Genomic DNA, 21419 nt, shown 5'->3' with positions numbered 1-21419 from the left:
ATAACAGGGAGAAAACACCATGGGATTACTCGACGGCAAAGTTGCCATCATCACCGGTGCAGGCGGCGGGCTCGGTGAGGCCTACGCCAAACTGTTCGCGCGCGAGGGCGCGGCGGTCGTGGTCAACGACCTCGGTGGTCCCCGCGATGGTTCCGGCGCCGACGTGTCGATGGCGCAGAAGGTGGTCAACGCCATCAAAGAAGAGGGCGGCCGTGCCGTCGCCAACGGCGCCGACATCTCGACCATGGCGGGCGGGCAATCGGTGTTCGAAGACGCCATCAAGAATTTCGGCCGCGCCGATATCCTGGTCAACAATGCCGGCATCCTGCTCGACGAGACTTTTGCCAAGGCCAAGGAGGCCAATTGGGACAAGGTGATCAAGGTGCACCTTAAAGGCACCTTCTGCTGCACCCAGCCGGTGTTCAAATGGATGCGCGAGAACGGCGGCGGCGTCATCGTCAACACCTCCTCGACCTCGGGCCTGATCGGCAATTTCGGCCAGACCAACTATGGCGCCGCCAAGGGCGGTATCTGGGGACTGTCAAACGTGCTCGCCATTGAAGGCCGCAAGTACAACATCCGGATCTGGACGCTGGCGCCGGGCGCGCTAACCCGCATGACCGCAGACCTGCCGCGCTATAAGGAGAACCCCGGCGCGGCGCTCGGTCCTGATGGCATCGCGCCGGCCGTGCTATACATGGTCAGCGATCTGTCGGGCGACCAGACCGGCAAGGTGCTCGGCGTCTCCGGCCCGCGTGGGGTTCGGGAGATGCGGATGATGGAAATGGAAGGCTGGAAGCCGCCGTTCACGGGGTGGAAGGCCGAGGATATCGTGACCCATGCCAAGGAGATCTTCTTCTCCGAGGAGCAGATCAAGATGGGCGCACGAAGGTTTTAGTGGTTGTCATTCCGGGGCGATGCGAAGCATCGAACCCGGAATCTGGAGATTCCGGGGTCTGGTGCTGGCGCACCATCCCGGAATGACGAAAGAGGATGGATGTACAAATGACAAAGCTCACCGCCCAGGCCGCCGGCACCTTTGCGATTGCGCCGACGCCCTTTCACGACGACGGACGCATCGACGAGAAGTCCATCGACCGGCTGACCGACTTCTACGCCGAAGTCGGCTGCGACGGCGTCACCGTCCTCGGTATCTTGGGCGAAGCGCCGAAGCTCGACGCGGCCGAGGCGGAGCAGGTGGCGGTTCGCTTCGTCAAGCGCGCCAAGAACATGCAGATCATCGTCGGCGTCTCGGCGCCGGGCTTTGCCTCGATGCGCTCGCTGGCCAAGGCATCGATGGATGCCGGCGCCGCCGGCGTGATGATCGCGCCGCCGCCGCATTTGCGCACCGACGACCAGATCACGGTCTATTTCAAGCAGGCGCAGGAAGCGATCGGCAACGATATTCCCTGGGTGCTGCAGGATTATCCGCTGACGCTCAACGTCATCTTCACGCCGGCCGTGATCCGCAAAATCGTGATGGATTCGCCATCCTGCGTGATGCTCAAGCACGAGGACTGGCCGGGTTTGGAGAAGATCTCGACGCTGCGAAACTTCCAGAAGGATGGCTCGCTGCGGCCGCTCTCCATTCTGGTCGGTAATGGTGGCCTGTTCCTCGATTTCGAGATGGAGCGCGGCGCCGACGGCGCCATGACCGGCTACGCTTTCCCGGAACTCTTGATCGACGTCGTCAAACTGTCGAAAGCCGGCAAGCGCGACGCTGCGCACGATCTGTTCGATGCGCATTTGCCGCTGATCCGCTACGAGCAGCAGCCCGGCGCGGGCCTAGCGGTGCGCAAATACGTGCTGCAGAAGCGCGGCATCATTTCCTTCAGCGCGCAGCGCAAGCCGGGTGCGACGATCACGGCCACTGCGAAGGCCGAAGTCGATTATCTGCTGTCGCGCGTTGCGCGCGTCGATCGCCGCGCCAACCTGCAACCGCAATCAAGTGCTGCGGGGTGAGAATCCCTCATGGTGAGGAGGCGCGAAGCGCCGTCTCGAACCATGAGGCCCCGATCGTGCCAAACATCCTTCGAGACGCCGCCCAAAGGGCCGCTCCTCAGGGATGAGGTCTTGAGGAGTTGAAGTGTTATGGCCGAAGTCGTCGCCCCGCGTCCCGCATCCACCATCCTGCTGCTGCGCGACAGCGCTGACACAAAGGAAATCGAAGTATTCATGATGGTTCGCCATTATGAGATCGACTTCAATTCCGGCGCGCTGGTGTTTCCCGGCGGCAGCGTCGACAAGGGCGACAAGGAGATCATCGCGCGCCCCGAACTCTATTCGGGCGGAGAGGGGCTCGACGAAGCGACGCTGAGTTTCCGGATCGCTGCGATCCGCGAAACCTTTGAGGAAAGCGGTATCCTGCTGGCGCGGCCCAAGGGTTCAAAGAGGCTGGTCGATGCCAAGCGCGCCAGTGGAATCGAGGCGGCACATCGCGCCGACCTGTGCGACAGCAAGATCAGCTTCCTCCAGGTTCTGACCGATAACGGCATGGTGCTGGCGCTCGACGAACTCGTCCCCTATGCGCACTGGATTACGCCGGAGGGCATGCCCAAGCGGTTTGACACCTGGTTCTTCCTCGCCGCCGCGCCACCCGAACAGGTCGGCGCCCATGACGGCAGGGAATCCACTGACTCGATCTGGGTCTCGCCGCGCGAAGCGCTGGAGGGCGGCGAGACCGGGCGCTTCAAGCTGCCGTTCCCGACCACGCGCAACCTGATCAAGCTCGGCAAGCAGGCCAGTGTGCAGGCGGCGCTCGACGACAGCCGCGGCAAGTCCATCGTCACCGTGACGCCGGTCATGACCAGGAATAATGGCGGTCGCCAGCTCCGCATTCCCCTGGAAGCCGGCTATGACGGTGACGTGTTCGAGGTCGGTTCGGTCGGCTGATGCGTCCGACGCTTGTCGGGCATCATGGAAGCGGCATTCACACTTCGGCGTATGCCGAAGTATCGCTGGGCTCTCGGCCTGTAATGTCCGTCTCGGAATTCATCGAGCCGGGAATCACGGACATGGGCGAGAGCCATCCTCAGCGTGTCAGCATCGCGATCGAACTGGCCCTATTGCTCGCGCTCGCGACGCTCTGGGGAGCGTCCTACACCTTCATCCGGATCGGCGTCGCGACCATCCCGCCGATTACCCTGATCGCGGGCCGCACGCTGATTGCCGGGCTGCTCCTGCTCATCATCATGCGTTGGCGCGGCGTGCGAATGCCAGCGGATGCCGTCACCTGGCGGCGATTCTTGTTTCAGGCTTGCCTCAACAGCGTCATTCCGTGGACGATGGTCGCCTGGGGCGAGCGGGCGCTGGATGCAGGCCTCGCAACCATCCTCAACTCCACCGCGCCGATATTCACATTTTTCCTGACAATCGCAATCACGCGCCATGAGGCCGTGACGTCGCGGAAATTGCTCGGCGTCATCGCCGGGATGGCCGGTATCTGCCTGATCGTCGGGGTGCAGGCCCTCTCAGGCTTCGGCGAGGAGCTGACGGCCCAGATCGTGATGGTGCTTGCGGCCATCGCTTACGCGGGTGCGGCCATCTTCGGCCGGAGCTTCAGGGATCTCGATCCGATGGTGCCCGCGGCGGGGTCGTTGTTGTCTGGCGCGGCCCTCCTGATCCCGATGAGCCTGATCGCAGAGCGGCCGTGGACGCTGCAGCCATCAGCCAGTTCGGTGCTGGCGCTGTTCGCGCTCGCGCTGTTTTCCACGGCGCTCGCCTTCGTGATCTATTTTCGCCTGATTCAGACCGTGGGATCGGTCGGCACCACCGCCCAAGCTTATCTACGGGTGCCGATCGGCGTCGCGCTGGGCGTTATCTTCCTTGGCGAGCAATTGAGCGCAACGGCATGGATCGGGCTTGCCTGTGTCGTCGTCGGCGTCGCCGCGATGACCATCCCAGCGCGGAAGTCGTCTGGCCCGGCCGCGTGAACACGCGCCGAGGCGGGGAGGCGGCGTTTGCCGGGGCCTACCGGAATAATAGATAGCGGCGGCAGCCGGCGCGCCGATACGATGCCGGGACCGGATTTGGACGGACTTTACCATCGTTCCCGGCATGTTCCCAACGGCCCGAAATCCATCGTATATACTAGGCTGACTGGAGCACGGCCCCGACCCACATGACCGCTGAAACGCCGCCGAATTCGCCGCCGCCGCGATCGTTCTCGCTTTCGATCGGCCAACTGACATTCGGCAGTTTCATGCTGGTGCTGGCGGTGATCATCATCACCTCGACCGCCAGCGTCATCGCCATCCGTCACATCGATTCGACCTTTGCCGAGCTGCAGCGGCTGCAGAGCGTCGGCGATCTGGCCGAGGACATCGACCGCCGCATGAACGAGTTGCGGCTGGCGGCGCGGGATTTCGTCACCGATCCCGGCAGCCAGTCGCTCCAGGTCGGCGAAGCCGCCAGCGCACTCGGCGAGGTCCTGAAGAAGACGCGGCTGGAGCTCGCGCCCGAGCAGCAGGACATGATCGACGGTGTCACCGAGCGCCTGTCGACCTATCGAAGCGGCATCGAGCGGATTTCCGCGCTGATCAACCGCCGTGCCGAAATGATCGTCGCATTGCCGCCGTTGCGCGAAAAATTCGACGCGGCGGTCGCTGAGGCGTCGGATCCCCAGATCACGTCGACCTTGTCGCAGACCCAGAGCCGGATCGCCTCGGCATTGCTGGCGCACAATCCGTCGGCTGCCGAGCAGGCCGCGCAAAGCATGCGCTCGATGACGATCGAGGATCCAAAACTGCGTGCTGCCGTCAATGCCTATGCAGAGGCTATCATCGGCATCTCGATCCGCGAACGGCAGATCTCCGACATCGACAAGGAAGTGCTCGGTGCGGAGGGCCGCCTCATTCAGCGCGTCACCGAATTGTTGCGCGACGTCAGTGAGCGGCGGGGGCGCGTCCTCTCACGCGATTTTGCCAGAACCCTGACGGAAGCGAAATGGCAGAGCATCGTTCTCGGCAGTGCCGGCGTCCTGATCGGGCTGTTCGCCTCGCTGCTGGTGGTTCGCCGCACCGTCCGTCCGCTTGCCGCGATCGCAGCCTCCATCCGCGCGGTGGCCGGCGGCGAGAAGAGCACCTCGATCCCGGCGACCGACGTCGATAACGAGATAGGCGACATTGCCCGCGCCGCCGAAGTATTCCGGCAGACGTTGGTCGATGCCGACGCCGCACGCGAGGCGGCGGTGCGTGCGCTCGCCGAACAGCGGCTTGCGGAGGAAAGTTACCGCAAGCTGTTCGAGTCCTCGGTCGACGGAATTTACGTCACGACGCCTGGCGGCGCGCTGCTCAATGCCAACCCGGCGCTGGCGCGGATGATGGGCTACGCGACGCCGCAGGATCTGATCAACGGTATCGGCGATATTGCGGATACGGTATACATTCACCCCGAGGCGCGGGCGGAATATGAGCGGCTGATGCAGCGCGACGGCATGGTGCGTGAATACGAATACCAGGTTCGCACGCGTAACGGTTCGGTGCTGTGGCTCTCCGACAGCGCGAGCGCCGTGCACAACGAGGCCGGCATTGTCGTCCGCTACGAAGGAACGGTGCGCGATATCACAGACCAGAAGCGGGCCGAGGATGCGATCGCCGAAGGCCGCCGCCTGCTGCAGATGGTGATCGACACCGTGCCCGCGGTCATCAACGTCAAGGACAAGCAGCTCCGCTACGTCCTGATGAACCGCTATATGGCCGGCATTTTCGGGGTCGAGCCGGGAGATGCGATCGGCCGCACCACGGCCGAACTGATGTCGCGCTACGGCGCGGGAAAGACCGACGAGCCCGACAAGCGGGTGCTGGCGGCCGGCAAGGAGCTCGGCTTTTACGAGGAAGAATACAGGGATGCGTCCGGCCATATGCGGCAATGGCTGGTCAATAAGCTGCCGATCCTGGATGCGGCCGGCGAAATCGAGAACATCGTGACGGTTGCGCTCGATATCGGCGAGCGCAAGCGCGTCGAATCCGAGATGCGCAAGGCCAAGGACGCGGCGGAGGGAGCGTTACGGAACCTGCGTGAGACGCAGAATTCGCTGATCGAGGCGGAAAAGCTTGCCGCGTTGGGGCGGCTGGTGGCCGGCGTAGCCCACGAGGTCAACAATCCCGTCGGCATCAGCCTGACGGTCGCGTCCGCACTGGAGCGCAAAACGTCGAACTTTGCAGCGGAAGTCGCCCGCGGCGAGTTGCGGCGCTCCAGCCTCAACGATTTTCTCGAAACCAGTCGCACGGCGTCGTCGCAGCTCGTCGCCAACCTCAACCGTGCTGCCGAGCTGATCCAGTCGTTCAAGCAGGTTGCCGCCGACCGCAATTATTCGGACCAGCGCACCTTCGATCTCGGCGATCTCACCGAGCAAGTGGTGATGTCCTTGCGGCCTGGCTTGCGCAAGCACAATCTGACGCTCAACGTCGAGTGTCAGCCCAACCTGATGATGAACAGCTATCCCGGGCCGTACGGACAGGTGCTTACCAACCTGTTCCTCAATTCGGTGGCGCATGCGTTCCCGGACGGCAAGCCGGGCACGGTCGACATCAAGGTGCGGGAGTCCGGCAAGAACAATGTCGAGATCATCTTTTCCGATAACGGCATCGGCATGAGCCTCGACGTCCGCCGCCGCGCCTTCGATCCGTTCTTCACCACGCGGCGCGATCAGGGCGGCACCGGGCTCGGCCTGCACATCGTCTACAGCATCGTCACCACCCGCCTCGGCGGGCGGCTGGACCTCGATTCGGAGCCGGGCGGCGGGACGCGTATCCAGATCATCCTGCCGCGCACAGCACCGCTGGAGCAGGCAGCGGAATAGGCGGACGTTCGGAATCGGCTAGTTGATGTCGGCGAGCTTATGCAGGGTCGCGCCGAAGATTTGGCTCGCTTTGCCGACGAGCGCGGTTCCATTCATGGTCCCACGGGTATCGGTGAAGGTTCCGGATACGCCGATGCCGACGGGGTTAGGCCCACCAAACAGTGGATTGTCGTTGTCGCGCGGGGTAGTGTGACGCTGGACCAGGACCTCGCCCTTGAAGGTGTCGCCCTTGACGGTGTAGCTGCCGGTATAAAACAGATAGGCGTCGCCGCCGAGAATCTGGCCGTCCCGGAACAGAATAACGCCGCTGCCCTTGCCGATGCGCCCATCCAGCAGGGTGACGTGGATCGAATACAGCCCGTTCTTCATGACGTCCCAATGCCGGCCGCCGCGCCCACGGAGGCCGGTCAAGGAGTTATGCCAAAGCGTAGCCCGCAGCGTCAACGCGTCAGGTTGCCTGCGAATTCTCGTTAAGGAAGCAAGTTTCGATGATGCGACTACAACGTGATATAACGATGACACCTGTCAGAGGCCCGAATCAAGTTGGCCCGTGAAATGCATAGCTCGGTTTGGCACCGGCCGGCGGGTGCTGGAGCAAGAGAAACAGGTGACCAACTGGATGAGTTCAGGCGGCCACGTGCCGCACCGATACGCAGAGAATAGCAATCGTGAAAAGACCACCGGCCGCCATCGTGCGGGCCGCTGGAAAGAGCCGCTGATCATCGGCAGCATGTTGCTGATATTGCCGCTGGCCTCCGCTCCCGGCGAGGCCCGCGATCCTGACGGCCGTTATGCCAACTCACCGCTGAAGCAATGGTTCGACAGTCTGAGAAGCGGAAAGGGACCATGCTGTTCCGACGCTGACGGCAGCGCCGTCAGTGACGTCGATTGGGAATCGAAAGGCGGGCACTACCGCGTTCGCATCGACGGCGAGTGGTATGACGTGCCGGAAGACGCCGTGATCACCGAGCCGAACCGGGCAGGGCGAACCATGGTCTGGCCGGTCCGCGGCTATCAGGGATTGAGCATTCGCTGCTTCATGCCAGGATCGATGACGTAACACGCGAGCGCTGGCCTGACCCACGACTGTCATACTCCGCGAAGGCGGAGTATCCAGTAGGCTGCGGCCCCTCGGTTTTGTCTGATGCCCTGGAATACTGGATCCGCCTTCGCTCGTTGAGCTACGGCGGACAAGTCACCCGCTTTCGCGGGTGACGACAATTCAGAACGAGATACTCACCGGCGCGTCACGTGTATTTCTTGTCGCGCTCGAGCAACTCGATCGAGATGCCCTGCGGCCCACGGATGAAGCAGATTCGAACGCCGGGCCGGATGGTGGTCGGCTCCTTCGTGAACTCGACGCCCTTGGCCTTGATTTCGCCGGCGACCGCGTCGATGTCTTTCACCGTCAGCCCAAAATGGTCGAGCCCCTGATAGGGCGTCACTGGCGGCGCTTTGACGCCGTCGCCGGCGGTAACCGGTGCGATGAACACATTGGCGCCGCCGAGTTTGACGTCGATCCGTCCCGGGGCACGGACGATCTCGCCGCCCAGAATGTCTTCCAGCCAGGCTGCAGTCGCTTCGGGATCGGGGCTGCGCAAGTGCACATGGTCCCAGGTAACGGTCGGCATCTCGATCGGTCTCCCCATTATTGTTGTTATGGCGTTTTGTTATGGCGATTGTTGTTATGGCACTGAAGGCCGGTTGCGGCGCTGCGGCCAATGTAGCCGCCAGCCATCCACAACTCCATCCTGCGAGCCTTATCCTGCAAGCCTTGCACCGCCGCCGCAATATTGTCGAGGTGGCATGAAACCATTTCTGCTCTGGATGATTGTTGACGGGCGGCGGGATCCGTGCAGCGGCGGTCGTGACAAAAGCCGTACGGGAAAACGCCCGTATGGCTTTATTCATGCGCGGCTCGGCAAGCGCCGACGCTGCCGGGTGAGGGCGAGGCTATGAGGATCGCCGGGTGGTCGTTCGGAAAATCTGAAGCGCGCCTTGTCGTGCTGCCGGCCATCGCTATCGCTGGATGCGCCATATGGTTGATGCTCCCGCAAGTGAGCGATGCCGAAAGCCATTCAGCGGCGACGCCGTCTGAAGCCACCGGCATTACGCAGGATATATCCCGCACGGATGATACGTCCGCGACTCAGGCGACGCTATCGAGCCCAGGGGCGTCAGCAGTTTCTACCGACCTCAATCCGGCGGTTGGCGCCGCGGTACCTCCGGACATCGCGCCGGCAGAGACGGTTGCCCCTGCCAAGTCGCCGCTCGACGGCCTGAAAATCGTCTCGCAGTCATGGCGAAGGGGCGGGTTGGGCTCGAAAGCGCTGGTGACCTTCACGCTTCGCAATACCAATGACTACGCCGTGAGGGATTTCGAGATCGCCTGCAGCTTCATCCGCCGGGACGGCAGCCATCTGACCGACCGCCGGCGGGTCATTTCCGATACCGTGAACATGAAGAGCCGGAAGCGCTACGCCGGCGTGCTGGTCGGGTTTGTCAACGTCAATGCAAATAAGGCGAAATGTTCACTGGTGACGGCCAGCCGCATTTAACCCTGTGCGGCCGAACTCACATCGCTTGCCCGAAAATGTGAGCTGCGTCTTTGAACCTTGCGGGTTGACCAGGAACTAATCGCTATATCGCCCGTTGTGCGATTGAACCGCGCGTTACTGGCGCGGGGGAGCGAATTCAATGCCCGTGGCGCGTTATTTCCTGTTTGTCGGCGGAGTGCTGCTCGCGCTGTTGCTGGCGATTGATGCGTTCGTCCCACAACAGGCGGTCGTGGCTACCCAGGCCGCCCCCTCGGTCGACAAGACCGTGGTGCGCATTCGTTCCGACCAGAAGCTGCCGGAGCGGGTGGTCTACGACACCAGCCTTCCGACCATTGTTCCGCCGCCGGCCATGACCGCCCAAGCCGTTGCGCCACCCGTGCCTGCCGTGGCCCCTGCCTCGGCCGACGCCGCCCAGGCCCGTGCGCGGGAGACGTATGCCCAGTTCGTTCCGGGCGAGGCGAGGAAGCCCGAGCCGCAGGTTCAGCGCAAGCGCAAGGTGGCAAAAGGCCGTCCGGCGCCGCCGATGCAGTTCGCGCAGCCGCCGCAAATGCGGGTCGCGCAGCAGTCACACTTCGGCTTCTTCGGCGGCCCGAGCTGGAACACCTGGTAAGGCACGCCCGCTGGTTTAGCGCGGTAGCTTCGGAAGCTTATCCGCAAAACCGTTGAAGCAGGTCAGCCTTTCGTCTTCCTCCTTGACATAGCGGCAGTCACTAACGCTTTTCGCCGCGGGCGCCTTCGGTTTGGGCTGTGGCGCATAAATGGCGTCGTAACAATTCAGGCGCTCCTTGGTCGCATCGTCGATGTCCTGGCAGGCCTGCAACTTCTGGGCGGCCGACAGGGGTTTTGCCGGCGCTTCCTTCTTGCCCGTAGCAGACTTCTTGGATCCGACTTGAACCAAGGGCTTGCCGCCGACCGTCGGAGGAGCGGCGGAGGGGTCTGGCGCGGTCGTTGTTTGCGCAAAGGCTGCGGCCGGATACAGCACCGCCAGCGCGAGGATGATCTTTTTCATATCAAATTTCCGAATAGCCGTGAGCGACGTGCGCGCGCCTCGGAGAGACCAGAGCTCCCGACCTTCGGAATCGAAATCCCGCTGCGCGCCAGCGATCTCTATCACCATCCCAGAGCGTCTGTCTAACCCCTTGATTTAATGGCTATTCGAATAAGCCGGCGAAGGACGGGAGCGTGTCGACGGGGTATTGCGTGACCTTCGGCGGTACAAGCGTGGCGGCCGGAGGAGTTAATCCGCCGACGTCAAACCTGTGCTCTACTGAGTGCAGCTTGGCGCTCTCTTGCAGTCGCGCCTAAGGAAACAGCGTTCCGGACCCGACGCTCGCGAGCAAGGATCTGCCCACCGTCAAATTCGCGCTGGAGAAGCGGGACGGCAAGGTCATCGGCAACAGCTACGGCAAGGAGGCAACCGCAACTGCCGATCGCCGGCGTCTCGACGTGGCTTGAGTCTGGCTCAATGCGGCGAGCTACACTGGCACCCCACGGCGGCCGAGCGGGCATTCGTCATTGAAGCGTGGGTCCGCACCACCATCGTTGATCATGGCGGCTTTGCCGAAGCCAATGATTTCGACCGGTGCGCCCTGATCCGATTTAATGCGGGCATACTGAGACGATCGACCTATCGCAAAGCATCGCGGCAAATCCGAAGGGACGTGCCCACGACGAATTTCGGCCAGCCGGCAGAAACTTTCACAAAATTTAGGGATCGCGACGTGTTGATCGCCGGCAACGATGGGGCTCGTTTAGGAGAGGGCCGCCGGCCGCACACTAAAATATCGACTGATCTCGGGGTGCATCAGCTGCGCCGATCTAGCGCAGGCGATAGGCGTCAAATGCGTGGGCCAGGAATATGCCGATGCTGACGAAGACGAGGAGTGCCGTCACGACCTCGGTCATAGCCTTGCTCCCTGTATTGCCATGCCGGAAAGGGCACGCTTGAGAAATTCGCGGTAGATGAGGTTGAGGACCGATACCAACATGATCTTACCCCGTTTGTTCCGATTGGCGGGACTGTAGCGGCTCTCTGTTTCCGGAGCGCTTCGCGGCGGAGTAGAATGGTTTCGTCGCGCCTGCTCGCGATCACAGAAACGCGACGGAACCGGAACGATCCAAAACAAGCTGTGTCAGCGATCGGCCCGCCCTTTTCTCGCCATCCTAATTCAGGAGACGTGCGGGGCCGGTGCTACAGGGCATGTTCCCAAAGGTCCTACGTGATCGTCCGACATTTGCAGCAAAACGAGACGTTTAGGTCGCGCCGCGCGTTCCTGCGCGGAATTGTGTCTTCGGCCAGCGCGCTTGCGCTCGGCGGATGCGCCAGCCTGGGCGCGACGGGCGCGCGTTACGATGCTTCGTCGCTCTCGGTCGATCCGACATTGCTCGTGGCAACCACGCGCAAGCCGGTGAGCGGCGGCCGGGCCAAACCCTGGTTCGGGCCGGAGCGGGCTTCGAAGATGACCGTTGCACGTGCGAAGCTGGTGCCGCCCGACGAGAGCCGCTTCTCTCTCGCGGCAGCCGGACTTGGCGATTGGCGTCTCGATACGGTCGAGCCGGTGTCGGGAGAGGTCGGTGACCTTCTCGGACAAGCCAGCGGCGGGTCAGACGTGCTGATCTACGTGCACGGCTTCAAGCAAACGTTCGAGACGGCGGCGCTCGATGCCGCGCACCTCGCCGATGGCATCAGATTCCGCGGCCAGACGATGGTATTCTCCTGGCCGTCCAAGGCGGGACTGTTCGACTATGCCTATGATCGCGACAGTGCGATGTACTCCCGCGATGCCTTCGAGCGCGTGCTGTATTCCCTCGCCACCGCCCCGAGCGTTGGCCGCGTTCACATCGTCGCGCACAGCATGGGCACCATGCTGACGCTCGAAAGCCTGCGTCAGCTCTATGCGCGATATGGCGACAGCGTTGCCGGCAAGGTCGGGGCCGTGGTGTTCGCCTCACCGGACATCGATATGGATGTGTTCTCTTCGGCGACCCAGAATATCGGACCACTCACCCGCAAGATCACCGTCGTCACCGCGACGAATGATCGCGCGCTTGCGTTGTCGGGACGATTAGCCGGCGGGATGACGCGGGTCGGCGCCGCCGAGAAGGCTGCCCTCGAGCAGCTCGGGGTACGCGTGATCGATGCGTCCGAGGCCGGCTGGGGCGTTATCAACCACGACCTATTCCTGTCTAACGCAGAGGTACGGAAGGTGATCCGCCGCTCGATTGATACCTCGACCGCGTGAGCTCGCCTTCGCAACGGCATCGCACGGCAACATGATGGCGCCCGTCCATCGCCGGCAAGCGGCCATCACAACGTCACCGTGTCGTCACCCATAATCTCGCCAAATTGACGGAACAATTATTCGTGGCCGGCACGGTGGTGCCCGGTCTCGCCTCGAACTGCTCAACGCTTGAATTGCTCAACGTCCGCAACGCCGACCGGTTGTCGGCGCGCGACGCTTTGCGCTTCAATTGGGCGGACGTAGTGAGCAGGCGTTTGTCGGCGATCTAAATTATTCAGTTGATACAGAGGAATGAGAGTCATGCGTCAAGCAACATCGAAGGCCAAGGCAGGTTCGAGCACGAACCGCCGACAGGTGCTATCACTCGCGGCGGGCGTCGCCTTGCTCGCGGGCGTCACCGCGGCTCACGCGCAAAGCACAGGAATCGCCTCCTGCGACGACTTCCTGACTAAATATGACGCCTGCGTCGTCTCCAAGGTCCCCGAGGCGCAGCGCGCGATGTACAAGACGCAGATCGACCAGACGCGCAAGGCGTGGGTCGACATGGCCAAGAATCCGTCGGCGAAAGCGACCATGGAAGCGACTTGCAAGCAGACGTTGGACGCGACGAAGGCCTCGCTCACAGCCTACGGCTGCTCGTTCTGACCGGCGCCTGCGTTGCTGAAAAGGAATGGCGCCGCTCAGGTGCCATTCCTTGACGGCGGCCAGGCAGGGCGGGTGCGGCCGACCATGTCGGCGACGCGCTCTTCCGGAACTTTGGCCGAAACGACGTGCGTAGCGCTGGCACGCGATCCACGATCAGGCGGCGCGCCTTCAAGGCGCGGTCCGCAAACTTCTCCTTATCTCGATTAACCTGTTGTTAACCATAACGCCCCAGCATTGCCTCTCCAAAGAGAGTCGCCACGGACGGTAGTCCGAAGGCGCGATTGATCGTTCATCTTGGGGGCGAGCAGAGGCTCGCGGGGCTCCAAGGAGAAACGTCATGTCGTCATCTGGCGTACGCCTGCTGTCCGAATTCGTCCCGGCGATTTTCGGCGCACTTGGTTTGGGCATCCCGATTGCGGTCGCGATTATCTGGATTTGCTCCTGATCGCGGTATGCCGCTTGCCTTCGAGGCTGGGCTATGCGCGAGCGTGCCCCGGGTCCGGCTTGAATGCCGCGGTCGGTGAAGGTGGGCACTATTGCTTCGCTGCGGCGCCAGGACGCCGCGGCCCGCCACGCGCGCCAACCGGCAGATCTCGGAGTGCCTGCGATGTTGCGCTACGCTTGCAAATAGTCTTCGGCTGGCCACATCAAGGGGAACGCAGGTTTACCAGCCGCCATGGCCCACACGGCAGATACCGCCGACGTCATTGTCCGGCCGCCGATCGCGTGGGCGCTCGCGGTGCTTGCCGGGCTCGCGCTCGACTGGCTCATGCCCTTGCCGTTGTTGCCTGGCGCGGTATCTGCAGGCTGGCTCGGCGCGACAGTGTTTGCCCTTGCGCTGGCGCTGTTCGCGTGGGCGATCTCTACCATGATTAGGGCCGGCTCAAGCGTTCCCACCAACCAGCCGACCACGACCATCGTGGAGACTGGGCCCTACCGCTTCACGCGCAACCCGATCTATCTCGGCATGGTGCTGGGGCTCATCGGCTTGGCTATTGTCTTCAACAGTCTCTGGCTGTTGATCACGCTGGTGCCCTTCGCGCTTGTCATCCACTACGGTGTGATCACCCGCGAGGAAGCCTATCTCGAGCGCAAGTTCGGGGACGTCTATCGCCGCTACCGCGCGCGGGTACGGCGCTGGTTATAGGGCTCGTCGGCCGAGATGGGGTCGGGGAACCCGTGCCCCGCCATTCCGGCGATGCGAAACGGCATAGGCGCGGGTCGCCGGAAGGCGTATAATCGTGTGGTCCTTCGCGCAAATGATCAAGCTCACGTGGAGGTGGCCATGAAATATGTGCTGCTTGGTAATCTGAGCCCGGAGTGGGCTAGCAAGCAATCGGAGCGGATCGGCAAGGCCAAGGCAAAGCTCGACAAGCTGGGCATCAAGGTCGAGTCGATCCACTACACGCAGGGCTACTACGATTTCGTCGACATCGTCGATGCTCCGAATGAGGGGGCGATGCTCGCGTTCTCCGTCTGGTACGCGACCCAGGGTCTGGGGCGGGTCCAAAGTATGCCGGCCTTCGACACAAAGAGTTTCGAAGCCGCGACCAAGGACGCAGCCGACTAGCGCGGCGGTGTTATTGCGGTGACAGTGCACTCAACTTGACGGATTCAATCGAAGAACGGCCGATTTTGGCTGCGATAGCGGATTCCGAAATGGCGCGCTCGGAGAGATTCGAACTCCCGACCCTCGGAATCGAAATCCGATGCTCTATCCAGCTGAGCTACGAGCGCTTGCGCTGGCTCGTATCAGACTTGGCCTGATAGAGCCAGCTGCAGAAGCTAGTAGCAGGGATGCCGCCGGCGGTCCTGGCCGATATAGGCAGCGGCGCCCTGGCGGCAGAGCACGGTGGAGGGGCCGTCGTAATAGGCGAAGGTGCCTGGTTGCAGGCCGGGTCCGTAATTGTGCAGGAAACTGATCGGGTAGGGCAGGCCCCAATTGTGCAGGTGGTGCCGATTATGGCGGGCGTCTGCCAGATTTGGGGCCAAGGCCGCGGTAGAGACGAGGGCGGCAGCAACTAAAAACTTCGCTTTGGTCATTTCGATTCTCCGAAGGTCTCACTGAAACGGTAGCGATTCGAGCTGAGCGGACAGACGTTCGTGCGAAGAAAGCGCATCAAAACAACAGGATAGAAGCTTAAGCTGTGATTCGACTGAAGCCGTACCTCCTGACATTTTGGCCGATCCGATTCCCTATTCTAGGAGAAGTGGGCAGAAAAGCTGCGGAAAAGCACCGTAACGCGCCCATTTTTGGCCTCAAGGGATGCTTAACGAATTCCCAACACAGTCCGGCCAGAGTTCTGTCCGGTCCGGACTTAAAGGGCCGACCTATTCCCGTCTGACAAGGGCTAGCCGATTCCCGATCGACCCATGCGCATCACGTCTCTTGCCTTGCTGTCCCTCTTGGTGCTGGTCGCGAGCCCGGCACGCGCCGACCTGCATATCACGCGCGATCACGGCGGGTATGTCGAGGAGTACAAGGCCAAGTACAAGCGCATCCGTGACCGCAAGGAGCGCGTCATTATCGACGGCATCTGCAACTCGGCCTGCACGCTGGTGTTCGGCATCGTGCCGATGAACAAGGTCTGCGTCACGCCGAAGGCAAGCCTCGGCTTCCACCAGGCCTATTACGACAAGGCCTTTACCTTCGGCATCAAGGTCACAAGTGCGGAGGGGACGTCGGATCTGATGTCCTATTATCCTGATACGGTGAAGGACTGGATCCGCAGAAATGGCGGGCTCACCACCGAGATGAAGAAGATCAGGAACGGCCGCGAGCTCTGGAAGATCGTCGATCCCTGCCCGGAAGAGTGGTAAGACCAAGCGGGTTCTGTCTTCCGTCAATCTTTCCGGTTGGATTCTCCGTCCGCGACCGGCAACACCGACACCTTGGATCTGCCGAGGACCGCGGCACGATGATGCCAAAGTTCAGTGCTCTCCCTGGATCCGGTCGACACCCAATACTGCGGGGTCGGCTCCGCTCGTCTCGATTTCCTGAAGGATAGCTTCTTCAGGGGCCGCATTTGCACGCAAGCTTGTGCTCACATCCACATCATAACGGCTGGCTGCCGCCGCGGCTTCCTTCAAGATGCTTTCCTCGTTGGCGAGAGACATGCTGGCGCGCTTGCGTCGCGCGCCTTTCTCGCGGGTTGTAGAAACGTAAACGACCTTCAGTGGATGGCTGCTTAGGCGCGCCAATGCGACTGCCACTTCCGTGCCTCGTCGGGATACGGCGCTTCCGGAAACCGGGACCGGCTTTCCTGACGACGGACTCGTGGCTTTCTTCATCTTCGCGCTTTCTCTCCTGCTGTTTCGTACGGGCGCTCACGTGGAGAACGGAGATTGGCAGTCCACGTGCTCCTGCGAGCAGGCCAGCGACATGAGAGGCGAATTTCGCATTGCCGTCCACGGCGAGCAGCAGGCGCTCGAGATTTGCGACAAAGCCGCTTTGCTCGAACTCCTCGCGCTCAAGCCGCGCTTTCTCGTCATCTCCGAACGGTAGGCGGGAAAGCGCGGCACGAAGCATAGGCGGCATTGCCATCGTCGTGAGGATTGCCATCGTCACGATCATAGAGAACAGATTTTGGCTGAGGACACCTAATGGAAAGACCAATGATCGCAATGATGACTTCGGTTGAGCCGCGCGCATTCATGCCGCTTGCGAGCGCGTAGGATTCCCTTCGGGTAAGGCCGCCAAGAGCGCCGCCACGGCCGATCCTGCGGACAAGATTGAGGTCCGTTTCCATGCCGGTCAGGATGCCGAACTGCGCGATGTCCCTCGATCAGCGCCTTTTGTTCGGGCGAGGGTGCAAAGAGCGCGGTGTGCGCGGCGGGCCAGAGCCATCCGAACAGGGAAGGGCCGAGCAATTGCCCGCCCAACAAATCCCCCATGACTGACGGCTGGCCGATCCGTTGCATCAGTTCGCCGAGCCCGCGGCCTACCGCTATCAGGAGCGCGATCTGGGCGAGCAACAGGAATTCGGACGGGCGGGCTGATTTCTCGCCCGCGGCGCCGGCGAGGGTGGTCATCAGCAGGAATGCGGCGAGCGCCAACAACACCAGTTGCAGCCGCCGTCCCGCCGCCATCGCTTGATCCCAGAGCGTCGATCGCGCAACTTCATCCGGTTCCGAACCCTCCGGGGTCGATTGCGTTCTTTCCGATTGGTTTCACCAGCTAACAGGCTTTGGCCTTCCGCGCTTTCGACGGTTGCGAATTTCATCAACGGTGATTCGGCAAGAATTCCGCGTCCACCGCAGTCGAAGTCCAAAGGCCCGGCGCGGCGCGCATCGACGCGCGAATATTCATGAGATTCCTCGTTCCAGATTTTCGATATGTGAGGCTTCGATATGTGAAATCGTGCCGGTGGCCCGGCGCGATCGGTTCTTGTCGGATAACATGTGAATCGGGCAAACAGGGGCAGGCAAATGATGGGCGATTTCGAAACGACTGCCGCGCGCGCGGCGCCGGCGATCTTCGTCGTGCTCTGGAGCACGGGCTTCATCGGCACCAAATATGTGCTGAACAGCGCCGAACCGCTGACCTATCTCGCAATCCGCATGGCGTGCGTGGTGGGACTGATGGCGATCATCGTCGCGGTCGCGCGGCCGCGCTGGCCGGATCGCATCGGCATCGCGCACAGCGCCATAGCCGGTATTCTCGTGCACGGCATCTATCTCGGCGGCACGGCGATCGCGATCGCGCATTCGATTCCGGCTGGGCTCTCGGCCTTGATTCCGGGCTTGCAGCCGATCCTCACCTCGACGATTGCAAGCCGCTGGCTCGGCGAGCGCGTCACGCTGCTGCAATGGAGCGGATTGCTGCTCGGGCTCGCCGGCGTCGTCCTGATCCTGCACGACAGGCCGATGAGCGGCGAGGCGGGATGGGGATGGCTCGCCTCGGCCATCTCGCTGGTAAGCATCACGCTCGGCACGCTGTACCAGCGGCGCTACTGCAGCGCCATCGACTGGCGCTCCGGCAATCTCATGCAATACGTCGCGGTGACGATATTCTTTGGGCTCGGCGCGTGGCTGTTCGAGACCAACGAGGTGCATTGGACTACCGAGTTCATCCTGGCGCTGGCCTGGCTTGCGGTCGTCCTGTCGATCGGATCGATCGGGCTGCTCTATTGGCTGATCCGACGCTCGGCCGCGACGTCGGTAGCCAGCCTGTTCTATCTGGTCCCGGCGGTGACGTCGCTGATGGCCTACGTGCTGTTCGGCGAGCGCCTGGACGTGGTCTCGCTCGCGGGCATAGCCGCCTGCGCCGCAGCGGTGCTGGTGGTCAACCGCCGCTCAGTTTGAAGTAGAGCGTTCGGCTCTCTTGCACGTATAAATTTCGTGAGGCTTATCAATATTTTGCCTGGGTTGTGGCCATTAAGGCGATCGTAAGCAAAACGGGTCAGATTGGGCCCGATTTTGGGGGATTTCTCGTTATGGCCACGCAATCCATTGGAAGGTTCCTGCCGGCGCTCAAGCTGCGCCTCGGTACAAAGGCCGTCATCTCTGCGATCCTTCTGATCGCGGTGAATACCGCGCTGATGGTGGGCGCAGCCCATTGGTCGCTGACCTCCGAATTCGGCGACCGGGCGCTGCGCGACATCGAGGTCAACCTGCGTACGCTGGGCCTGGCGTTTGCCGAGACTTACAGCGACGCCAAAATCACCATTAAGGACGGGGTGGTCGCCCGGGCCGAAATTCCGAAGATGCCCGAGTTCAAGGACCACGCGATCGTCGATCGCGCAGTGGGCTATGCCGGCGGCAACGCGACGCTTTTCGTCTATGACGACGCCAGCAACCAGTTCGTCCGCCGCACTACCAATGTGAAGAAGGAGAACGGCGACCGCGCCGTCGGCACCCAACTCGCGGCCGACCATCCCGGGCAGGCGGTGGTGCGCCGCGGCGAGGCCTACCGTGGCCCGGCGACGCTGTTCGGCAAGACGTTCATGACGGCCTACTACCCGATCGTGAATCCGGCCGGCAAGGTGATCGGGCTGCTGTATGTGGGCATTCCCATGGCTCACTACGAGAGCATGCTATCGCATGCCATTCAGAACATGGCCATCGCAGCGGGTGTCGCAGCGCTCCTGGTGATGATGCTGACCATGCTGATCGTGCGTCGGGTAACCAAGCCGCTGACGTCGGTCACGGCCTCGCTCACCGCAATCGCCAACGGCAGGGCCGACGTCGAGATCGACTGCGAGGAGCGGATGGACGAGATCGGCGAGATTGCGCGTACCCTCGCAGTCTTCAAGAACAACTCGGTCGAGCGCCGGCGACTTCGCGACGAGCAGACCGCGGCGGCCGCTGCCGCGGCCGAGCAGCGCAAGTCCGAACTGCGCGGCTTCGTCGACGAGTTCCAGGCCAGCGTTGGCGGCATCCTCGACAAGGTGCTGAATTCATCCAGCGAGTTCGAGCGCGTCGCGCGGCAACTCACCGATGCCGCACGGACCACCGCAAGCCTGTCCGGCAAGTCGGCCGGCGCTTCCGAAACCGCCTCGGAGCATGTCCGTACCGCGGCGGCCGCGTCCGACGAGCTCTCCAGCTCGATCGCCGAAATCACCCGCCGGGTACAGGAATCGAACGGCATCGCGGCCGACGCCGTCAAGCAGGCTGCCGCCACCGACCAGCGCATCAACGAATTGTCGGAAGCCGGCGCCCGAATCGGCGATGTGGTGAAGCTGATCACCTCGATTGCCGAGCAGACCAATCTGCTGGCGCTTAACGCCACCATCGAGGCGGCGCGGGCAGGCGACGCCGGCCGCGGCTTTGCCGTGGTGGCGCAGGAGGTCAAGAGCCTCGCCGGCCAGACCGCGAAGGCGACCGAGGAGATCTCCAGCCAGATCGGCAGCATGCAGCTTGCGACCGAAGAGTCGGTCAGCGCGATCAAGGCGATCGGCCAGACCATCGAACGCATCAGCGATATCGCCACCTCGATCTCGGCAGCGGTCGAGCAGCAGCGCGGTGCGACCCAGAACATCGCGCAGAGCGTGCGAGCAGCGGCGAGCGGCACGGCCGATGTTGCCGCGAATATCCGCAACGCGGCGCAGGGCGCCGACGAGACCGGCGAGACGTCGAGCCGGATGTTTGCCTCCGCACAGAATCTGTCGAGCGAAAGCCTGCACCTGAAGGCGGAGGTCGAAAAATTTCTCGATCGCGTCCGCGCGGCCTGATCGGGGCGTCACGGCGGCGAACTACTTGCCTCACTCTTTATGGTAGGCGCGGCGCAACTGCGCCTTGCCCACCATACGATCTATTGCCGAATTTAGCTCGTTATTCCGGGGTGGTGCGTAGCACCGAACTCTGGTGCGCAATTGCGCACCAGAGAATCTCGAGATCCCGGGTCTGGTGCTTGCGTACCCGGGATGACCGCTGCGCGGTCACTTCGGCTGGGGCACGATCCGGATATACGGCTTCGGCGCCTTCCAGCCGGCCGGATAGATCGTCTTCGCCTCGTCGTCGGACACCGAGCCCGCGATGATGACGTCCTCGCCCTGTTTCCAGTCGGCCGGAGTGGCGACGCGATGCTTGGCCGTCATCTGCAGGGAATCGATCGCGCGCAGGATTTCCTGGAAATTGCGGCCCGTGGTCATCGGATAGACCAGCACCAGCTTGATCTTCTTGTCCGGTCCGATGACGAACACGTTGCGGACGGTCTGGTTGTCGGCGGGCGTGCGCGCGAGCGGATCGCCCGACGTTGAAGCCGGCAGCATGTCGTAGAGCTTGGAAACGTTGAAATCGGTGTCGCCGATCATCGGATAATTCGGCGCCGCGCCCTGCGTCTCCTTGATGTCCTCGGACCATTTCGAATGCCGGTCGACGGGATCGACGCTCAAGCCCATCAGCTTGACGCCGCGCTTGTCGAATTCCGGCTTCAACTTCGCGAGAGCGCCGAGTTCGGTGGTGCAAACCGGCGTGAAATCCTTCGGGTGCGAGAACAAAAGCGCCCAGCTATTGCCGATCCAGTCGTGGAATTTGATTTTTCCTTCCGTGGTCTCAGCTTCGAAATCGGGGGCGGTTGTGCCAATCTGGAGTGCCATGGTTTTACCTCATGTTATTCAAGTTACAGGGGAATTTGTCTTTGATATTATACGAGTCTGAAGCAGTTAAGTGAACCGGTTAGCGCAAAAGGTGAGATCCTTCTACGCAACCCCGGAACTCCTAACATCTTCT

Annotated in this window: 24 protein-coding genes and 1 tRNA gene; 17 read left to right on the top strand and 8 right to left on the bottom strand. The window is 62.3% G+C overall.

Annotated features, from left to right (window positions below; translation table 11 throughout):
• Window positions 1-19: 19 nt before the first annotated feature.
• From HCN58_RS25695 to HCN58_RS25675, 5 genes are all read left to right on the top strand, one after another.
• Complete coding sequence (locus tag HCN58_RS25695; protein ID WP_171582152.1) at window positions 20-898, top strand: SDR family oxidoreductase; 879 nt, start codon at window positions 20-22, stop codon at window positions 896-898.
• 107 nt (window positions 899-1005) lie between these two features.
• Window positions 1006-1962, top strand: coding sequence for a dihydrodipicolinate synthase family protein (locus tag HCN58_RS25690; RefSeq protein ID WP_171582151.1), 957 nt, complete (start codon window positions 1006-1008; stop codon window positions 1960-1962).
• A gap of 129 nt (window positions 1963-2091) precedes the next feature.
• Entirely contained in the window at window positions 2092-2892 is an 801-nt protein-coding gene (locus HCN58_RS25685; RefSeq protein WP_171582150.1) for an NUDIX hydrolase, read from the top strand.
• 122 nt (window positions 2893-3014) lie between these two features.
• Window positions 3015-3932 (top strand): DMT family transporter, encoded by a 918-nt coding sequence (locus tag HCN58_RS25680; protein ID WP_171582201.1) that lies wholly within the window; start codon window positions 3015-3017, stop codon window positions 3930-3932.
• A gap of 188 nt (window positions 3933-4120) precedes the next feature.
• Window positions 4121-6802: a PAS domain S-box protein gene (locus HCN58_RS25675; RefSeq protein ID WP_171582149.1), complete on the top strand. Its 2682-nt coding sequence runs from the start codon at window positions 4121-4123 to the stop codon at window positions 6800-6802.
• Between the two features lie 18 nt (window positions 6803-6820).
• On the opposite strand, the gene HCN58_RS25670 is transcribed toward HCN58_RS25675, so the two are convergent.
• Window positions 6821-7171, bottom strand: coding sequence for a GrlR family regulatory protein (locus tag HCN58_RS25670; RefSeq protein ID WP_057850234.1), 351 nt, complete (start codon window positions 7169-7171; stop codon window positions 6821-6823).
• A gap of 238 nt (window positions 7172-7409) precedes the next feature.
• On the opposite strand from HCN58_RS25670, the gene HCN58_RS25665 reads away from it, so the two are divergent.
• A complete protein-coding gene (locus HCN58_RS25665) occupies window positions 7410-7862 on the top strand; it encodes a hypothetical protein (RefSeq protein ID WP_311966867.1) in 453 nt (150 codons plus the stop codon).
• Between the two features lie 187 nt (window positions 7863-8049).
• On the opposite strand, the gene HCN58_RS25660 is transcribed toward HCN58_RS25665, so the two are convergent.
• A complete protein-coding gene (locus HCN58_RS25660; RefSeq protein WP_171582148.1) occupies window positions 8050-8433 on the bottom strand; it encodes a VOC family protein in 384 nt (127 codons plus the stop codon).
• Between the two features lie 41 nt (window positions 8434-8474).
• Between HCN58_RS25660 and HCN58_RS25655 the strand changes: the two genes are divergently transcribed.
• The 3 genes from HCN58_RS25655 to HCN58_RS25645 all read left to right on the top strand — a co-directional run bounded on the left by HCN58_RS25655 (window position 8475) and on the right by HCN58_RS25645 (window position 9970).
• Window positions 8475-8612, top strand: coding sequence for a hypothetical protein (locus HCN58_RS25655; RefSeq protein ID WP_171582147.1), 138 nt, complete (start codon window positions 8475-8477; stop codon window positions 8610-8612).
• Between the two features lie 235 nt (window positions 8613-8847).
• On the top strand, window positions 8848-9360 hold the full coding sequence (locus HCN58_RS35350) for a hypothetical protein (protein WP_210266137.1): 513 nt from the start codon (window positions 8848-8850) through the stop codon (window positions 9358-9360).
• 139 nt (window positions 9361-9499) lie between these two features.
• Window positions 9500-9970 carry a hypothetical protein gene (locus HCN58_RS25645; RefSeq protein WP_171582146.1) on the top strand — a complete coding sequence of 157 codons (471 nt, stop codon included), beginning with the start codon at window positions 9500-9502 and terminating at the stop codon, window positions 9968-9970.
• Window positions 9971-9985: 15 nt separating this feature from the next.
• Here the strand turns inward: HCN58_RS25645 and HCN58_RS25640 are convergent, their stop codons facing one another.
• On the bottom strand, window positions 9986-10477 hold the full coding sequence (locus tag HCN58_RS25640; protein WP_311966866.1) for a hypothetical protein: 492 nt from the start codon (window positions 10475-10477) through the stop codon (window positions 9986-9988).
• Window positions 10478-11594: 1117 nt separating this feature from the next.
• Between HCN58_RS25640 and HCN58_RS25635 the strand changes: the two genes are divergently transcribed.
• The 4 genes from HCN58_RS25635 (at window position 11595) to HCN58_RS25620 (ending at window position 14817) form a co-directional block, all read left to right on the top strand.
• Entirely contained in the window at window positions 11595-12602 is a 1008-nt protein-coding gene (locus HCN58_RS25635; protein WP_210266153.1) for an alpha/beta hydrolase, read from the top strand.
• Between the two features lie 300 nt (window positions 12603-12902).
• Window positions 12903-13247 (top strand): hypothetical protein, encoded by a 345-nt coding sequence (locus HCN58_RS25630; RefSeq protein ID WP_171582144.1) that lies wholly within the window; start codon window positions 12903-12905, stop codon window positions 13245-13247.
• A gap of 676 nt (window positions 13248-13923) precedes the next feature.
• A complete protein-coding gene (locus HCN58_RS25625) occupies window positions 13924-14394 on the top strand; it encodes a methyltransferase family protein (RefSeq protein WP_171582143.1) in 471 nt (156 codons plus the stop codon).
• Window positions 14395-14532: 138 nt separating this feature from the next.
• Complete coding sequence (locus tag HCN58_RS25620; RefSeq protein WP_171582142.1) at window positions 14533-14817, top strand: GYD domain-containing protein; 285 nt, start codon at window positions 14533-14535, stop codon at window positions 14815-14817.
• Between the two features lie 90 nt (window positions 14818-14907).
• Here HCN58_RS25620 and HCN58_RS25615 read toward each other — a convergent pair.
• Window positions 14908-14984: transfer RNA gene (locus tag HCN58_RS25615), tRNA-Arg, on the bottom strand.
• A 48-nt stretch (window positions 14985-15032) separates the two neighbouring features.
• The gene (locus HCN58_RS25610) at window positions 15033-15290 is read right to left on the bottom strand and encodes a hypothetical protein (RefSeq protein WP_171582141.1); all 258 of its coding nucleotides are present in this window, start codon (window positions 15288-15290) and stop codon (window positions 15033-15035) included.
• 330 nt (window positions 15291-15620) lie between these two features.
• Between HCN58_RS25610 and HCN58_RS25605 the strand changes: the two genes are divergently transcribed.
• Window positions 15621-16067 (top strand): hypothetical protein, encoded by a 447-nt coding sequence (locus HCN58_RS25605; protein WP_171582140.1) that lies wholly within the window; start codon window positions 15621-15623, stop codon window positions 16065-16067.
• Between the two features lie 111 nt (window positions 16068-16178).
• Here HCN58_RS25605 and HCN58_RS37190 read toward each other — a convergent pair whose 3' ends face one another.
• Window positions 16179-16460, bottom strand: a complete 282-nt coding sequence (locus tag HCN58_RS37190; protein WP_311966865.1) for a putative universal stress family protein — start codon at window positions 16458-16460, stop codon at window positions 16179-16181.
• Between the two features lie 64 nt (window positions 16461-16524).
• On the opposite strand from HCN58_RS37190, the gene HCN58_RS37185 reads away from it, so the two are divergent.
• Complete coding sequence (locus HCN58_RS37185) at window positions 16525-16752, top strand: hypothetical protein (protein WP_311966864.1); 228 nt, start codon at window positions 16525-16527, stop codon at window positions 16750-16752.
• A 95-nt stretch (window positions 16753-16847) separates the two neighbouring features.
• Here the strand turns inward: HCN58_RS37185 and HCN58_RS37180 are convergent, their stop codons facing one another.
• A complete protein-coding gene (locus HCN58_RS37180) occupies window positions 16848-17336 on the bottom strand; it encodes a hypothetical protein (RefSeq protein WP_311966863.1) in 489 nt (162 codons plus the stop codon).
• Window positions 17337-17675: 339 nt separating this feature from the next.
• On the opposite strand from HCN58_RS37180, the gene HCN58_RS25595 reads away from it, so the two are divergent.
• Both HCN58_RS25595 and HCN58_RS25590 read left to right on the top strand, forming a co-directional pair.
• The gene (locus tag HCN58_RS25595; RefSeq protein ID WP_171582139.1) at window positions 17676-18551 is read left to right on the top strand and encodes a DMT family transporter; all 876 of its coding nucleotides are present in this window, start codon (window positions 17676-17678) and stop codon (window positions 18549-18551) included.
• A gap of 131 nt (window positions 18552-18682) precedes the next feature.
• The gene (locus tag HCN58_RS25590; RefSeq protein WP_171582138.1) at window positions 18683-20419 is read left to right on the top strand and encodes a methyl-accepting chemotaxis protein; all 1737 of its coding nucleotides are present in this window, start codon (window positions 18683-18685) and stop codon (window positions 20417-20419) included.
• Window positions 20420-20626: 207 nt separating this feature from the next.
• On the opposite strand, the gene HCN58_RS25585 is transcribed toward HCN58_RS25590, so the two are convergent.
• Window positions 20627-21286, bottom strand: a complete 660-nt coding sequence (locus HCN58_RS25585; protein ID WP_171582137.1) for a peroxiredoxin — start codon at window positions 21284-21286, stop codon at window positions 20627-20629.
• Window positions 21287-21419: the final 133 nt, after the last annotated feature.

The sequence above is a fragment of the Bradyrhizobium australiense genome (assembly GCF_013114825.1).
GTDB lineage: Bacteria > Pseudomonadota > Alphaproteobacteria > Rhizobiales > Xanthobacteraceae > Bradyrhizobium > Bradyrhizobium australiense.
The sequence above is the reverse complement of the archived record's forward strand: the minus strand, read 5'-3'. Positions and strand labels throughout refer to the sequence as shown.

Bases quoted from the DNA above. Each gene is read 5' to 3' on its own strand.
- HCN58_RS25695 (WP_171582152.1), top strand. From the start codon at position 20: ATGGGATTACTCGACGGCAAAGTTGCCATCATCACCGGTGCAGGCGGC.
- HCN58_RS25690 (WP_171582151.1), top strand. From the start codon at position 1,006: ATGACAAAGCTCACCGCCCAGGCCGCCGGCACCTTTGCGATTGCGCCG.
- HCN58_RS25685 (WP_171582150.1), top strand. From the start codon at position 2,092: ATGGCCGAAGTCGTCGCCCCGCGTCCCGCATCCACCATCCTGCTGCTG.
- HCN58_RS25680 (WP_171582201.1), top strand. From the start codon at position 3,015: ATGGGCGAGAGCCATCCTCAGCGTGTCAGCATCGCGATCGAACTGGCC.
- HCN58_RS25675 (WP_171582149.1), top strand. From the start codon at position 4,121: ATGACCGCTGAAACGCCGCCGAATTCGCCGCCGCCGCGATCGTTCTCG.
- HCN58_RS25670 (WP_057850234.1), bottom strand. From the start codon at position 7,171: ATGAAGAACGGGCTGTATTCGATCCACGTCACCCTGCTGGATGGGCGC.
- HCN58_RS25660 (WP_171582148.1), bottom strand. From the start codon at position 8,433: ATGCCGACCGTTACCTGGGACCATGTGCACTTGCGCAGCCCCGATCCC.
- HCN58_RS25655 (WP_171582147.1), top strand. From the start codon at position 8,475: ATGGCGATTGTTGTTATGGCACTGAAGGCCGGTTGCGGCGCTGCGGCC.
- HCN58_RS35350 (WP_210266137.1), top strand. From the start codon at position 8,848: ATGCTCCCGCAAGTGAGCGATGCCGAAAGCCATTCAGCGGCGACGCCG.
- HCN58_RS25645 (WP_171582146.1), top strand. From the start codon at position 9,500: ATGCCCGTGGCGCGTTATTTCCTGTTTGTCGGCGGAGTGCTGCTCGCG.
- HCN58_RS25640 (WP_311966866.1), bottom strand. From the start codon at position 10,477: ATGGTGATAGAGATCGCTGGCGCGCAGCGGGATTTCGATTCCGAAGGT.
- HCN58_RS25630 (WP_171582144.1), top strand. From the start codon at position 12,903: ATGCGTCAAGCAACATCGAAGGCCAAGGCAGGTTCGAGCACGAACCGC.
- HCN58_RS25625 (WP_171582143.1), top strand. From the start codon at position 13,924: ATGGCCCACACGGCAGATACCGCCGACGTCATTGTCCGGCCGCCGATC.
- HCN58_RS25620 (WP_171582142.1), top strand. From the start codon at position 14,533: ATGAAATATGTGCTGCTTGGTAATCTGAGCCCGGAGTGGGCTAGCAAG.
- HCN58_RS25610 (WP_171582141.1), bottom strand. From the start codon at position 15,290: ATGACCAAAGCGAAGTTTTTAGTTGCTGCCGCCCTCGTCTCTACCGCG.
- HCN58_RS25605 (WP_171582140.1), top strand. From the start codon at position 15,621: ATGCGCATCACGTCTCTTGCCTTGCTGTCCCTCTTGGTGCTGGTCGCG.
- HCN58_RS37180 (WP_311966863.1), bottom strand. From the start codon at position 17,336: ATGGCGGCGGGACGGCGGCTGCAACTGGTGTTGTTGGCGCTCGCCGCA.
- HCN58_RS25595 (WP_171582139.1), top strand. From the start codon at position 17,676: ATGATGGGCGATTTCGAAACGACTGCCGCGCGCGCGGCGCCGGCGATC.
- HCN58_RS25590 (WP_171582138.1), top strand. From the start codon at position 18,683: ATGGCCACGCAATCCATTGGAAGGTTCCTGCCGGCGCTCAAGCTGCGC.
- HCN58_RS25585 (WP_171582137.1), bottom strand. From the start codon at position 21,286: ATGGCACTCCAGATTGGCACAACCGCCCCCGATTTCGAAGCTGAGACC.